The organism is Bacillus sp. FJAT-14266 (genome assembly GCF_001719225.1).
GTDB classification, from domain to species: domain Bacteria; phylum Bacillota; class Bacilli; order Bacillales; family Bacillaceae; genus Bacillus; species Bacillus subtilis.
In genome coordinates this window covers 3781926-3796738 of record NZ_CP017072.1, presented here as the reverse complement: position 1 = coordinate 3796738, position 14813 = coordinate 3781926, and the positions used below count along the sequence as shown (strand labels likewise).

Sequence of the window (14813 nt, the reverse complement as noted above, 5' to 3'; positions counted from 1 at the left end):
ATATGACAGCTTTCAAAAAATGTTCGGAAAACATTCATTTTTACATGCCTTTTCTAGGGAACTGTACTTGTCATTTACAAAAATACCCGAGATAATGTGTACAAAATCAAAAAAGAAGGATGTTGAAATGAAACTTGACCAGATTGATCTGAATATCATTGAGGAGCTTAAGAAGGACAGCCGTTTGTCGATGAGGGAATTAGGCAGAAAAATTAAGCTGTCGCCTCCATCTGTGACAGAACGGGTAAGACAGCTTGAATCGTTTGGCATCATCAAGCAATACACGCTGGAGGTCGACCAGAAAAAACTTGGGCTTCCCGTTTCCTGTATTGTGGAAGCAACCGTTAAAAACGCGGATTACGAGCGGTTCAAAAGCTATATTCAAACATTGCCGAATATTGAATTTTGCTACCGGATTGCAGGTGCAGCCTGCTATATGCTGAAAATCAATGCCGAAAGCCTCGAAGCGGTAGAAGATTTCATTAACAAAACATCGCCCTACGCGCAAACCGTCACTCACGTCATTTTCTCAGAAATTGACACGAAAAACGGGCGCGGTTAGAGAGTGCCGCGTGAAGTCTGTTATAATAACAGGATGAGCGCGAAAGAAAGAGAAGTGATCAAGCATGTCAAAAACAGTTGTATTAGCTGAAAAACCTTCAGTCGGCCGGGATTTAGCCCGGGTGCTGAAGTGCCATAAAAAAGGAAACGGTTATCTCGAAGGCGATCAATATATTGTGACCTGGGCTTTAGGCCATTTGGTGACGCTTGCTGATCCGGAAGGCTACGGAAAAGAATTTCAATCATGGCGCCTAGAGGATCTGCCGATTATTCCAGAACCCTTGAAGCTTGTGGTGATAAAAAAAACCGGAAAGCAGTTCAATGCAGTCAAATCCCAGCTTACCCGTAAAGACGTCAATCAGATTGTCATCGCGACTGACGCAGGCCGGGAAGGTGAGCTTGTTGCGCGCTGGATCATTGAGAAAGCGAATGTCCGAAAACCAATCAAGCGGCTGTGGATTTCATCTGTGACGGATAAAGCGATCAAGGAAGGTTTTCAAAAGCTGCGCAGCGGCAAAGAATATGAAAACCTGTACCATTCTGCCGTCGCCAGAGCGGAAGCGGATTGGATTGTGGGGATCAACGCCACCCGTGCACTTACCACAAAATTCAATGCCCAGCTCTCATGCGGGCGTGTGCAGACTCCGACGCTTGCCATGATTGCAAAGCGCGAGGCAGACATTCAGGCGTTTACGCCCGTTCCGTATTACGGCATCCGTGCTGCAGTCGACGGCATGACGCTGACGTGGCAGGATAAGAAATCAAAGCAGACGAGAACGTTCAATCAAGATGTAACAAGCCGTCTGCTAAAAAATCTCCAAGGAAAGCAAGCGGTCGTAGCTGAGCTGAAAAAAACAGCGAAAAAAAGCTTTGCGCCTGCGCTTTATGATTTAACGGAGCTGCAGCGTGACGCCCACAAGCGCTTCGGTTTTTCTGCTAAAGAAACGCTTTCTGTCCTGCAGAAGCTATATGAGCAGCATAAGCTCGTCACATATCCGCGGACTGACTCTAGATTTTTATCCAGTGACATCGTCCCAACGTTAAAAGACCGTCTGGAAGGCATGGAAGTAAAACCGTATGCCCAATATGTCAGCCAAATTAAAAAACGCGGCATTAAATCTCATAAAGGATATGTCAATGACGCGAAGGTGTCAGACCACCACGCGATTATCCCGACCGAAGAGCCGCTCGTTCTCAGCAGTCTGAGTGATAAAGAACGAAAGCTGTATGACCTGATTGCGAAACGTTTCCTGGCTGTATTAATGCCTGCATTCGAATATGAGGAAACAAAGGTCATCGCAGAAATCGGCGGAGAAACCTTTACGGCGAAAGGCAAAACCGTGCAGTCGCAAGGGTGGAAAGCCGTTTATGATATGGCGGATGAGGATGATGAGCAGGAGGATGACAGAGATCAGACACTTCCTGCGCTTCAAAAAGGCGACACACTTGCCGTCCGCACGTTAACGGAAACAAGCGGCCAAACGAAGCCGCCTGCCCGATTTAATGAAGGGACCTTGCTGTCAGCGATGGAAAACCCAAGCGCGTTTATGCAGGGAGAAGAAAAAGGCCTCGTCAAAACGCTTGGAGAAACAGGCGGCCTCGGCACGGTGGCAACGCGTGCCGACATTATTGAAAAACTGTTCAACAGCTTTTTAATCGAGAAAAAAGGCCAAGATATTTTTATCACATCTAAAGGAAAACAGCTCCTGCAGCTTGTTCCGGAGGATCTGAAATCACCGGCCTTAACAGCAGAATGGGAGCAAAAGCTGTCTGCGATTGCGGCCGGCAAATTGAAATCGGCTGTTTTTATTAAAGATATGAAGGCTTACGCTCACCAAACGGTAAAAGAAATCAAAAACAGCAGCCAAACCTTCCGACATGACAACATCACGGGAACGGCATGTCCGGAATGCGGCAAAATGATGCTGAAAGTAAACGGCAAACGCGGGACGATGCTCGTGTGCCAAGATCGTGAATGCGGAAGCAGAAAAACGATTGCCCGAAAAACAAACGCACGCTGCCCAAATTGCCATAAAAGAATGGAGCTTCGCGGCCAAGGCGAGGGCCAAACCTTTGCGTGTGTGTGCGGTCACCGTGAAAAGCTCTCTGTATTTGAAAAACGAAAAAACAAAGACAAAGCGCGTGCTACCAAACGGGACGTATCCTCTTATATGAAAAAACAAAATAAAGATGAGCCGATTAACAACGCGCTGGCAGAACAGCTGAAAAAACTCGGTTTGGATAAATAATAAAAAAACCTGTGCCTATCGCACAGGTTTTTTTAGTGGACTTAGGTCCTGTTTTCTTAATGTTCAAAAAGGGGAAAAAAAGCTAGCAATCTGCATTTTTTTCTTTTATAGTAAATGTACTTTGTAACATGGCAGTCATATTTTCGTCTATAACTATTTGTGAGCGTCTGATTTGCTTCAGGCGACAAAGGGGGATTTGCCTGTGAGGCATGTACTAATTGCTGTCATCTTATTCTTCTTATCTATCGGACTTTCCGCAGGGTGTGCTGAAGCTGGAAACAAGACCCAAAATCAGTCGGCGACAGAAGTGAATGCCAGCCCGCTCCAGCCGGCGGAATATTTCATCTATCACAATTTAATGAATGACCAAGGGCTGATCAAAACCGATTTTTCAGACCAGCCTTCTTACTTGTCGGAATCTCTCGGCCTGTGGATGGAGTTTCTGCTCAGCAAAAATGACGCACCGCATTTCCAGGATCAATATCAGCATCTGACTGATTCATTTCTGATGAGCAATCACTTGGTGACGTGGAAGATTCAAAATGGCCAAGCGAGCGGGACGAATGCGCTGATAGATGATATGAGAATTATGCTGTCTCTTGACCAAGCCGCCGCAAAATGGGGCCGCAGCGACTACGCGCAAATGGCTAGGGATATCGGCACGTCTTTGAAGACATACAATATGAACAACGGGTTATTTACAGACTATTACGACTCACAGGCCGCTTCAAAGGATGTGACGCTTTCATACGTCATGCCTGATGCCTTAGCTGTCTTAAAGAAGAATGGAATCATAGACGAAGAAACAGAACAGCGGAATGCCAATGTTCTCTATTCAGCTCCTTTAAAAAATGGCTTTCTGCCGAAGACATACAGCTCGGAGACGAAGGGATACACATATGATAGTGAAATCAACCTGATTGATCAGCTTTACGCTGCTTGGCATTTGCCGGAAGGGGATGAAAAAGCATCTGTTTTAGCGGACTGGATCAAGCAGGAATTTCAGAAAAACGGAAAGCTGTACGGGCGGTATTCGGCAGATACGAAGGAGCCTGCCGTCCAATATGAGTCTCCATCCGTATATGCCTTAGCCGTATTGTTTTTGACAAAACAGCATGAAAACAGTTCTGTCATCAAAGCCATATATGACAGAATGAATGACTTTGAAATTCATGATCCGGTGAAATCGTATTATGGAGGCTATATGAGCGGCACTCAGACGCATTCATTTGACAATCTGCTGCCGCTGTTAGCCGAAAGGAAGCTTTTTAATGAAAATATCATTCAGTGAATCACAAAAATTATTTGCTTATTTTTCAGGGCTCATCGCGGCCCTGTCTTTGTTTATTTATTATGTGTCAGCCCAGCAATCAGAAGGTGCTCTGATCCTTTGCATCACATTTGGCGTCATCGCCGCAGGCATCTGGTTCGGCCCGATTTACGCGCTGGCAGTGACCTTAATCGTACTCTTTGTTCTCGGCACCTTAATGATGTTTTTCCAGACTGGACAGGCTGCGTTATTTCCGGCTGAGGAAGGACTGCGAATGCTTATCGTGTGGGGAATCGCGCTTTTGCTGTTTTCTTTTATTTCTGGACGAATCCACGATATTACGGCAGAGCTTAGGCGCTCGATTACACGGCTTCAATCCGAAATTAAAAGCTATGTTGCTGTTGACAGAGTGACCGGTTTTGATAACAAGCAAAGGATGAAGCTGGAACTTTCAGAAGAAATCAAGCGGGCGGAGCGCTATGGCAATTCTTTTGTGTTTTTGCTGCTCCATATGCATTATTTCAAAGAGTTTAAGTCTTTGTACGGTGAAAAAGAAACGGACCGCCTCTTCCAATATGTCGGTCAGCAAATCAGGACAAGCGTTCGGGAAACGGATAAGAAATTCCGTCCCTCTGATGAGCGTATCGGGATCGTGCTGACGCACACGCCTGCTGAACATATGCCGGCCGTTCTGACCAAGCTGAAGAAACAATTGGATACATATCAGCTGGAAAATGGAAAGTATGTGTCGCTTACGTTCCACGTTTGCTATTTGCCCTACCGCAACGATATCAAAACAGCTGATCAATTTTTAGAAGAACTGGAAAACGAGATGATGATGAATGAACTATAAAGGAATCACATTGCTATGCGTCATGATGCTTCTATTTTCAGCTATTGCGTCTTTTCCCGTTTCTGCGCAAGCGAAAGATCAGGATGCCGGCATTCTCATCATCTACTCAACCTTGGACGGCAAAGAGTCGTCACAAGTCAAAATGCTCGATTTGCTTGCGGGCCACTTTACATCCCATGTGACAGTCAAAAAAGATTCAGACGTTGAAGCGTCGGATTTCAAAGGGAAAGACCATGTGATTTATTACGGCCAAACGAAAAGAAAGCTCAGTAACAAATTGCTGTCTCTTATCAGCGGCGTAAAAAAACCGGTTGTCGCCATTGGCTATAACGCAGGCCAAATCAGCCAATTTTCCGGTCTTTCATTAGCTTGCAAAGAAAATGTGTTTCAGGTTCACAGCAGGTCGGAAAAGGCCGATGTGTCTCTGGAAAGCGGGCTTAACGTGCTGAGTGTATCAGGCCTGAAAGGAACGGCGCTTTACACCTTCAAAGCCGATGACGGCACAACGCATTCTTTTATATGGAAAACAAAAAAAGGGAATGTGTACATTGGATTAACAAATTTGTTAAATAACAATTTGATCGTGGCGAAACAGCTCAGAGAAGCTTTCGGAGAGAAGGCGGGGACGACGTTATTGTATTTGCGTCTCGAGGATATCAGCCCGATGTCTGATGAAAAATTGCTGCTTCAAGCCGGTACATACCTGCATAAGCGGCATATTCCTTTTATCCTGGCGGTCATTCCGGTTTACTTGAATCCGGAAACAGGCGACAAAGTGTATTTGTCTGATCAACCGAAGATGGTCAAGGTGCTGAAGAAGCTGCAAAGCATGGGCGGCAGTATCATTGTTCACGGCTATACTCACGCTTATCGCTACAGTGAAACAGGAGAGGGCTTTGAATTTTGGGATGCAAAGGCGGATCAGCCGATTACATCCGGAAATGCCGAAGACCCCCCGTCCATTTTGGAGAAAGAACAGGACTTCCCGAACGAACAAGCCTATCACAGCTATCTCGAACCATTTCGGGAAAAGGAAGAAACGTATACAAAACAAAAACTGACGCGTGCCATTGAGGATTTGACATCATCGGGTCTTTACCCGCTGGCGTTTGAAGCGCCGCATTACACGATGTCCGATTATGGCTATCAAATCGCCTCGCAGTATTTTACAAGCATTTTCGGCCAGGTCCAGCTCAGCAGCACAACATGGAAAACATCCGGTGCACCTCCGTTTGTGACTGCTCCTTCGATGTTGCACGGAATGACGCTTTATCCGGAAACGATCGGCTTTGTCGACACATCGAAGCAAAACCCGCTCGGTGAGATGGAGGAGCACATCTCCCAGATGATTGATTTTGAAGGCGGAGTAGCCGGAGGATTTTATCACCCGTACCTCGGGATGAAATATCTGCCGGAGCTGGTTGATCAGATGGAACGCATTCCAGACAGTGAATGGCTTGATTTAAAGAAAACGAAACAAACCGTCAAAACAGACAAAGTGGAAATTCATACAAGCGGTGACGGAACGATTCAGGTGAAAAACGGCGTAAGCGCGATTGACGAGTTTTTCGATCATCACCGGCAAACCCCTCTGGAAAAGGCGTTATGGATTCTCTCCGCTGTTGTGCTCCTATTTGTCATCATGTTTGTCAGTTATACGTTTTACTTGAGAGCCACATTGAAAAAACGAATTTTTAAGGAGAGAAGAAGCCTTGGGTAATACGCTGTTCTTTATCTCGCTAAGTTTAATATGGGTTATGCTTCTCTACCACATGTTTCTCATGCAGGGCGGGTTTCGCCACTATATGACCTTCGAACGGAATATTCCAAAGTGGAGAGAAAACATGAAGGAACTGCCGAAGGTCAGCGTCCTCATCCCGGCGCATAACGAAGAGGTTGTGATTCGGCAGACGCTGAAGGCGATGGTCAACCTTTATTATCCGAAGGACCGGCTGGAGATTATCGTCGTTAACGATAATTCATCAGACCGGACGGGTGATATCGTCAATGAATTTTCCGAGAAATACGATTTCATCAAAATGGTGATTACGAAGCCGCCAAATGCAGGAAAAGGAAAATCCTCTGCACTTAACTCGGGTTTTGCCGAATCAAACGGCGATGTGATCTGTGTGTATGACGCCGACAATACGCCTGAGAAAATGGCCGTGTATTACCTCGTGCTCGGCCTGATGAATGACGAAAAGGCAGGCGCCGTGGTAGGGAAATTCCGCGTCATCAATGCAGCGAAGACGCTGCTGACGAGGTTTATTAATATCGAAACGATCTGTTTTCAGTGGATGGCTCAGGGAGGCAGATGGAAGTGGTTCAAAATCGCCACGATCCCAGGCACCAACTTCGCGATCCGCAGAAGCATTATCGAAAAGCTCGGAGGCTGGGATGACAAAGCGCTCGCTGAGGATACTGAGCTGACCATCCGGGTATATAATCTCGGCTATCACATCCGCTTTTTCCCTGCCGCCATCACGTGGGAGCAGGAACCGGAAACATGGAAGGTATGGTGGCGCCAGCGCACCCGATGGGCGCGCGGCAATCAATATGTCGTGCTCAAATTTTTGGCGCAGTTTTTTAAGCTGAAACGAAAACGGATTATCTTTGATTTGTTTTATTTTTTCTTTACGTACTTCCTGTTTTTCTTTGGCGTGATCATGTCAAATGCGATTTTTGTAGTGAATTTGTTTTATGATTTGCATTTGTCTGTTGGATTTTTGGCAATGATTCTCTGGATTTTGGCGTTTTTCTTATTTATGACAGAGGTCATGATTACGTTGAGCATTGAAAAAACAGAAATGAACAAGCAAAACTTTTTTATCGTATTTCTCATGTACTTCACATACTCGCAGGCATGGATTGTGCTTGTTATCTACTCTTTATTCGTAGAAATCAAGCACCGTCTATTCAAGCAAGAGGTCAAATGGTACAAGACAGAACGATACAATCAACATAAAAGCGGGTGACCTTTTTGAAACAAATAATGATTTTTCTCACAAGCTTCATGCTGCTGGCGATGACTGGACAAACGGCTCTTGCCAAAGACGTACAGGTCAGCGGTTCGCTCCTTGGGAAAAGCAGCCAAGAACAAGCCAAACAGCAGGTGCTGACAAGCGAGCTGATTACACTGTATGGATCAAAAGACAGCGCAGAGCTGACGTATCAGATCCCGGCAGGCGCCTCTTCGGGCAATCAGCAATTGGTAATCGAATACGAGGCATCAAATCTTTTAATTTCTCCATCATCGTTAACGGCTGTCATTGATGATGAACCGGTCAAGACGTTAAAGCTTGATGGTGATTCCAAACGAAAAACAGTGAAGCTGAATCTGAATAAAAGCCAGTCTGCGCAAGGCTATCACAACGTATCGCTTAAATTCTACGGCGTAATGAAAGAGGGCGTGTGCGTCAGACAGGATACTTCAGGCAACTGGATCAAAATTTATCCGGACAGCCGGCTGACACTTGCTGACAGCAGTGAAGCGAAGGGAACGTCGCTGGACCATTATCCGTATCCTTTCGCCCAATCTGGAAATACAGCGGAAGAAACAGCTATCGTCATTCCGGATAACCCAAGTTCAGCGGAAATAGAAGCTGCTGTTAAAGCAGAAGGCTATTTGAAAACGGTGGACAGCAGTGTCAGTATTGCGTATGTCACGGAATCTGAACTGAAAAAAATCGATAAGCCGACGATTGTTATCGGCGTGGACAAGCATTGGAACGGCAAAGTGAAAAAACTGTTGAAACAAGCCGGGCTACAGGCAAAAGGAGAAAACCTTCTGCTTGCGGAGCGGGTGCTGAAAGCAGAGGGCAAACAGCAGCCGGTTCTGTTTGCGCAAGCGGCGTCCGAGGACGCGCTCACTAAAAAAATCAGCGTGATGACAGATCAGACATATACAGGCCAGCTCAGCGGCGATACACTTTCAATCAGCAAGCTTCAGCAGACTGAAAAAAAAGAAAGCGATAAGCTGACCCTTGAGAATTTTGGAGCGGGTGATATCACAATTGGAGCCGACAAAACATCTTCAGCACATTATTTTTATCCGGCTTCGGCTGTTTTAGATGAAAACCAATCGGCGAAGCTGTCGCTTAAACTGAAAAAGTCTGAAACGATTCAGGCCTCAACGGCTGAAAACGAGTCAGCCTCTCAGGCTGCAGAACTGAAAGTGATGATCAACGGCCAGCCGCACTCGGTCCGGCTTGATGAATTAGGAAAAGAAGATAAAAACGGATTCTATCATGTCACAGTGAAAGTGGACCCTAAGCTGCTGCAAAAAAACCGCTACATTGATATTCAGTTCGTCACGACCGGTTTAAAGGAAAACAACCCTTGCAACACCACTGATGAGGAAAAGTGGGTTTTTATCGATAAAAACAGTACATTATCATACGCCATCAAAGGCATGTCTCCTTCAGCGGATTTTCAAGAGTGGCCGCTGCCTTACGCCGGAAACCAGGATCAAACAACGTTAATCGTGCTTCCTGACACCGTAAGCCAATCGAAGCTTGAGGAGCTTTCTCTCGTGACGGAATCCTTTGGCAGCGAAGCACAGCATTCATATACGGTAAAGAAATCATCTGACGTTACAGCAAAGGATGCGAAAGGACGAAACCTCATTTTCATAGGGGGGATCAATCAATTTTCTCTTCTGAAGGAGAAATCATCAGATCTGCTTGTGCCGCAGGAAAAGAACGGCTCGTTTGATGTATCTGGTTTCGAGATGCTGAATGAGACGACAAAACAAGTGGTATTTACCCAAGCATCGGTTTGGGATTCGCGCTATACAATGGCTGTCTTTGCACCGTCAAAAGGAGATGGCACGGCTGTCACAAAAGAGATCATTAGTTATCTGAACAGCAACGATGAGTCGGCAACCGTCCTTAATGAAACAAACAGCCAGCAGGTGTTTACAAACCACCAGCAGCTCAAATCGGAAACAAACAGTTCCGATGCAGAACAACCAACACAGGATCATAGCCAGAAATGGATGTATATTGGTGTGCTGGCACTCATTATGGTGGTTGCGGCAGTGTTCATTTGGATTGCCGTAAGACGCAAAAAAAGAAAGACAGATAAAGAATAAAACAGAGGCGATTTTAGCCTCTGTTTTTTTTATTTTTGGTAAGTGAATTCCATTTGTGGAACCTGTCATTTTATTTTTTTCTCTCAGCCAATAAGCCTCTTTACAACGTGCGGGAACGGGAGTATGATCACTTTTAGAAAACAAATCGCTTAATCTGAAATCAGAGCGGGGGACCCAATAGAACGGCTTTTTGCCGTTGGGGTGAATCCTTTTTAGGTAGGGCTAACTCTCATATGCCCGAATCCGTCAGCTAACCTCGTAAGCGTTCGTGAGAGGAGATGAATGAAACCTGTGTTCGATGTTATGGCACAGGGGCATCCGTTTGCCTCTGTGTTTTTTGTTGTTCATTTTTGAATGCAAATCGCATACAGAGACATCATAGCAGAAAGGACTATCATCAACATGTGAGAGCAAGACACTGATGTTTTATTGTTTTAATTGAAAAATGAGAAATTAAAAGGGGAAGACATCGATGTATCATTCAATCAAACGTTTTTTGATTGGGAAACCACTAAAATCCCAAGCAGCTGGAGAGCAAAAACTGACGAAATTAAAAGCCTTGGCTATGCTTTCCTCAGATGCGCTGTCATCTGTCGCATATGGGACAGAACAAATTCTAATCATTTTGGCAACAATCAGTGCTGCCGCATTTTGGTACTCCATTCCGATTGCGGTGGGCGTTCTCATCTTGCTGCTCGCACTGATTCTTTCATACAGGCAAATTATTTACGCTTATCCGCAGGGCGGCGGGGCGTATATCGTTTCTAAAGAAAATCTCGGTGAAAAACCGGGATTGATTGCGGGCGGTTCATTACTTGTTGATTATATTTTAACAGTAGCGGTAAGTATTTCCGCAGGCACGGACGCCATCACGTCAGCCTTTCCTGCATTGCATGATTATCATGTGCCGATCGCTATTTTTCTCGTGTTAGTGATTATGATTTTGAACCTGCGCGGTCTTTCGGAATCGGCATCCATTCTTGCCTACCCGGTTTATCTGTTTGTGGTGGCGCTTTTGGTTCTCATTGCAGTCGGGTTGTTTAAACTTATGACAGGACAAATAGACCAGCCAGCCCATCATACACCGCTAGGCACACCTGTAGCCGGCATTACGCTGTTTTTGCTGCTTAAGGCTTTTTCCTCCGGATGCTCAGCGTTGACCGGGGTTGAGGCCATTTCTAATGCGATTCCTGCATTCAAAAACCCGCCTGCGCGAAACGCGGCAAGAACGCTTGCGATGATGGGGATTTTGCTGGCGATCTTGTTTTCCGGCATCACGGTGCTCGCGTACGGGTATGGTACGGCGCCGAAGCCTGATGAAACAGTGGTTTCACAAATTGCATCCGAAACCTTCGGGCGGAATGTGTTCTACTATGTCATCCAAGGTGTCACATCGCTTATTTTGGTTCTTGCGGCAAATACGGGATTTTCAGCCTTCCCGCAGCTTGCCTTCAACCTGGCGAGAGACCAGTATATGCCGCGAATGTTTACAGTCAGGGGCGACCGCTTAGGCTTCTCAAATGGGATTATCTTTTTAGGCTTTGCCTCCATTGTTCTCATTATCTTATTCGGAGGACAGACGGAGCACTTAATCCCGTTATATGCTGTGGGCGTATTTATTCCATTTACGCTTTCACAAACCGGCATGTGCATGAAATGGATCAAGCAAAAACCAAAAGGCTGGATCGGAAAAATGCTGATCAACTCCTGCGGCGCTCTGATTTCGTTTATGGTTCTATCCATTCTGTTTGTGACGAAGTTTAATGTCGTATGGCCTGTGTTAATCTTTATGCCTATCGTTGTTTTGCTGTTTTTTGCGATTAAAAATCACTATACAGCAGTTGGCGAACAGCTTCGCATCGTAGACAAAGAGCCGGAAGAAATCAAAGGCACCGTTGTGATTGTGCCTGTGGCCGGTGTCACCACCGTCGTACAAAAATCGATTCACTATGCGAAATCACTGTCCGATCAGGTGATCGCCGTTCACGTGTCATTTGACAGAGAACAGGAAAAGAAATTCGAAAAACGCTGGGAAGAGCTTAATAACGGAGTGCGTCTCGTTACGCTTCACTCCTCGTACAGAAGCCTTGTCCATCCGTTTGATAAGTTTTTGGAAACAGTTGAGGCAAAAGCGAAGAAGGAGCAGTTTTCCGTTATGGTGCTGTTTCCGCAATTTATAACGAAAAAACGCTGGCACACCATCCTTCACAACCAATCGGCCTTCCTCCTCAGAGTCCGGCTGTTCTGGAAAAAGGACATAATGGTTGCCACACTGCCGTATCATTTTAAAAAGTAAAGCTCTAGGACCAAGGGAATCACCTTGGTCCTTTTTTGCGGGAAAAGGAGGTATGGCGGTGTATACACAAGGTGCTTTTGTGATCGTATTGAACGAAAGCCAGCAAATTCTGCTGGTGAAACGAAAAGATGTCCCTCTATGGGATTTGCCGGGCGGCAGGGTTGATCCCGGGGAATCGGCTGAGGAAGCGGCAGTGCGGGAGGTATTGGAAGAAACGGGATACAATGCAGCGCTTTCTGCGAAAATAGGTGTTTACCAAAGGCCAAAGTTTCAAGATGAACAGCATTTGTTTTTCGGAAGCATAACAGGCGGACAAGCAGTGGCTGACGGCACAGAGACAGCGGGATTAAAGTGGGTTTCCCCGGGGCGTTTGCCGCTTTTTATGGTGCCGAATCGAAAAAGGCAGATCAATGATTTCAAGAACGGCGCTCAAGATGTAAATGTCACCGTCAAGGATAGAGGGTTGCTCGCGGCGATCGACCTGTTGAAAAGAAGACTGGGCAAGTGATTCAGGTCTCCGGGTTTTAAAGCCTTTCTCCTGTGGTATTGAAAAAAGGAAAAAGGAGGATACGTTATGGCATACAAAACTGCAGGACAAGTAATGACAGAGCTGCTTGAGCAATGGGGAGTTGATCATGTATACGGCATCCCCGGAGACAGTATAAATGAGTTTATTGAAGAATTAAGACACGAAAGAAATCAACTGGAGTTCATTCAAACCCGCCACGAAGAGGTAGCGGCACTGGCAGCCGCGGCTGAAGCAAAACTCACCGGCAAGATCGGAGTCTGTCTGTCAATCGCAGGGCCGGGAGCGGTGCACTTATTAAATGGTTTATATGATGCAAAAGCGGACGGCGCCCCTGTGCTGGCGATTGCAGGACAGGTTTCTTCTGGCGAAGTGGGACGGGACTATTTCCAGGAGATTAAGCTGGAGCAAATGTTTGAGGACGTGGCTGTGTTCAACAGAGAGGTACATAGCGCAGAATCACTTCCGGATCTCTTAAATCAGGCGATCAGGACCGCCTACAGCAAAAAAGGCGTTGCGGTATTGAGCGTGTCAGATGATTTGTTTGCGGAGAAAATCAAACGCGAGCCCGTGTATACTTCACCGGTGTATATTGAAGGGAACCTTGAACCGAAAAAAGAACAGCTCGTCACCTGCGCCCAATATATTAATAACGCTAAGAAGCCGATTATCCTGGCAGGGCAGGGAATGAAAAAGGCGAAACGGGAGCTCTTAGAATTTGCGGACAAAGCCGCCGCTCCGATCGTTGTTACACTCCCGGCAAAGGGTGTTGTTCCCGATAAGCACCCGCATTTTCTCGGCAACCTCGGACAGATCGGAACAAAGCCGGCTTACGAGGCAATGGAGGAATGTGATTTATTAATCATGCTCGGAACGTCATTCCCGTACCGTGATTATTTGCCTGATGACACGCCGGCGATACAGCTCGATTCAGACCCGGCGAAAATCGGAAAACGGTATCCGGTGACAGCGGGCCTTGTCTGCGATTCGGCTCTCGGCCTGCGCGAATTGACAGAGTATATTGAACGCAAGGAAGACAGAAGATTCCTGAATGCCTGCACAGAACATATGCAGCATTGGTGGAACGAAATTGAAAAAGATGAGACAGAGGCAACAACACCGCTTAAACCTCAGCAGGTCGTGGCCCGTCTTCAGGAAGCGGCAGCCGATGATGCGGTGCTCTCTGTCGATGTCGGCACTGTGACAGTCTGGATGGCGCGTCATTTCAAAATGAACGCGAATCAGGATTTCATCGTTTCCAGCTGGCTTGCGACAATGGGCTGCGGCCTGCCGGGAGCGATTGCAGCAAGCTTGTCCGAACCGGAACGCCAGGCGATCGCCGTCTGCGGTGACGGGGGATTTTCCATGGTCATGCAGGACCTTCCGACCGCCGTCAAATATAAGCTCCCGATCACAGTCGTCATTTTAAACAACGAAAATCTCGGCATGATTGAGTACGAGCAGCAGGTCAAAGGCAATATCGACTATGTCACAAAACTTCAAAATGTCGACTATGCCGCATTTGCAGAAAGCTGCGGAGCAAAGGGCATCAAAGTGACCAAAGCGGAAGAGCTTGCGCCGGCATTCCATGAGGCGCTGCACTCTGACCAACCGGTCGTTGTGGATGTCATGATTGGAAACGAACCGCCGCTTCCTGGCAAAATCACCTACGGGCAGGCGAAAGGCTTTAGCAAGTACATGCTGAAAAACTTCTTCGAAAACCAAAAATTTGAAATGCCGTCACTGAAGAAAAGTTTGAAACGGTTATTCTAAAAAAACAGAGGCCCCAAAAGGCCTCTGTTTTTTGTTGGAAACAAACGTATTTTCAGCTATAACATGCTTGAATTCATAAAATGATCGGTATACTCGAAATAGACAAAAGGACAAATGCATCTTGTTTCAAAGCAATGAGTTGCATTTGTCCTTGTATGTTTATTCTTATCAAATCTTACAGAACTCTTCTCAT

Annotated in this window: 10 protein-coding genes, 1 pseudogene and 1 riboswitch; of the genes and pseudogenes, 10 read left to right on the top strand and 1 reads right to left on the bottom strand. The window is 46.2% G+C overall.

What is annotated here, in order from left to right:
• Nucleotides 1-127 precede the first annotated feature (127 nt).
• From lrpC to BGM23_RS19665, 10 genes are all read left to right on the top strand, one after another.
• Nucleotides 128-562 carry a transcriptional regulator LrpC gene (lrpC, locus tag BGM23_RS19710; RefSeq protein WP_003246585.1) on the top strand — a complete coding sequence of 145 codons (435 nt, stop codon included), beginning with the start codon at nt 128-130 and terminating at the stop codon, nt 560-562.
• A 64-nt stretch (nt 563-626) separates the two neighbouring features.
• Nucleotides 627-2810 (top strand): DNA topoisomerase III, encoded by a 2184-nt coding sequence (locus BGM23_RS19705; RefSeq protein WP_029317313.1) that lies wholly within the window; start codon nt 627-629, stop codon nt 2808-2810.
• Between the two features lie 202 nt (nt 2811-3012).
• On the top strand, nt 3013-4101 hold the full coding sequence (locus BGM23_RS19700) for a lipoprotein YdaJ (RefSeq protein WP_046664274.1): 1089 nt from the start codon (nt 3013-3015) through the stop codon (nt 4099-4101).
• Nucleotides 4082-4933 (top strand): cyclic-di-GMP receptor EpsK, encoded by an 852-nt coding sequence (gene epsK, locus BGM23_RS19695; RefSeq protein ID WP_046664273.1) that lies wholly within the window; start codon nt 4082-4084, stop codon nt 4931-4933. The genes BGM23_RS19700 and epsK overlap by 20 nt, the downstream gene beginning before the upstream one ends.
• Before the next feature lie 10 nt (nt 4934-4943).
• A complete protein-coding gene (locus BGM23_RS19690; RefSeq protein WP_082359963.1) occupies nt 4944-6653 on the top strand; it encodes a DUF2334 domain-containing protein in 1710 nt (569 codons plus the stop codon).
• Nucleotides 6646-7908 carry a glycosyltransferase family 2 protein gene (locus BGM23_RS19685; protein WP_003246697.1) on the top strand — a complete coding sequence of 421 codons (1263 nt, stop codon included), beginning with the start codon at nt 6646-6648 and terminating at the stop codon, nt 7906-7908. Before BGM23_RS19690 ends, BGM23_RS19685 begins: the two co-directional genes overlap by 8 nt.
• A 5-nt stretch (nt 7909-7913) precedes the next feature.
• On the top strand, nt 7914-10025 hold the full coding sequence (locus tag BGM23_RS19680; protein ID WP_046664271.1) for a cellulose biosynthesis cyclic di-GMP-binding regulatory protein BcsB: 2112 nt from the start codon (nt 7914-7916) through the stop codon (nt 10023-10025).
• A gap of 136 nt (nt 10026-10161) precedes the next feature.
• Nucleotides 10162-10305: riboswitch (cyclic di-AMP (ydaO/yuaA leader) on the top strand.
• 192 nt (nt 10306-10497) lie between these two features.
• Nucleotides 10498-12321, top strand: a complete 1824-nt coding sequence (kimA, locus tag BGM23_RS19675; RefSeq protein WP_021481720.1) for a potassium transporter KimA — start codon at nt 10498-10500, stop codon at nt 12319-12321.
• A 58-nt stretch (nt 12322-12379) separates the two neighbouring features.
• Nucleotides 12380-12829, top strand: a complete 450-nt coding sequence (gene mutT / locus BGM23_RS19670) for an NUDIX hydrolase (protein ID WP_015715262.1) — start codon at nt 12380-12382, stop codon at nt 12827-12829.
• Between the two features lie 66 nt (nt 12830-12895).
• The gene (locus BGM23_RS19665; RefSeq protein WP_046664270.1) at nt 12896-14620 is read left to right on the top strand and encodes a pyruvate oxidase; all 1725 of its coding nucleotides are present in this window, start codon (nt 12896-12898) and stop codon (nt 14618-14620) included.
• 56 nt (nt 14621-14676) lie between these two features.
• Here the strand turns inward: BGM23_RS19665 and BGM23_RS22250 are convergent.
• A pseudogene (locus BGM23_RS22250) lies at nt 14677-14792 on the bottom strand (hypothetical protein).
• Nucleotides 14793-14813: the final 21 nt, after the last annotated feature.

Bases quoted from the DNA above. Each gene is read 5' to 3' on its own strand.
- lrpC (WP_003246585.1), top strand. From the start codon at position 128: ATGAAACTTGACCAGATTGATCTGAATATCATTGAGGAGCTTAAGAAG.
- BGM23_RS19705 (WP_029317313.1), top strand. From the start codon at position 627: ATGTCAAAAACAGTTGTATTAGCTGAAAAACCTTCAGTCGGCCGGGAT.
- epsK (WP_046664273.1), top strand. From the start codon at position 4,082: ATGAAAATATCATTCAGTGAATCACAAAAATTATTTGCTTATTTTTCA.
- kimA (WP_021481720.1), top strand. From the start codon at position 10,498: ATGTATCATTCAATCAAACGTTTTTTGATTGGGAAACCACTAAAATCC.
- BGM23_RS19665 (WP_046664270.1), top strand. From the start codon at position 12,896: ATGGCATACAAAACTGCAGGACAAGTAATGACAGAGCTGCTTGAGCAA.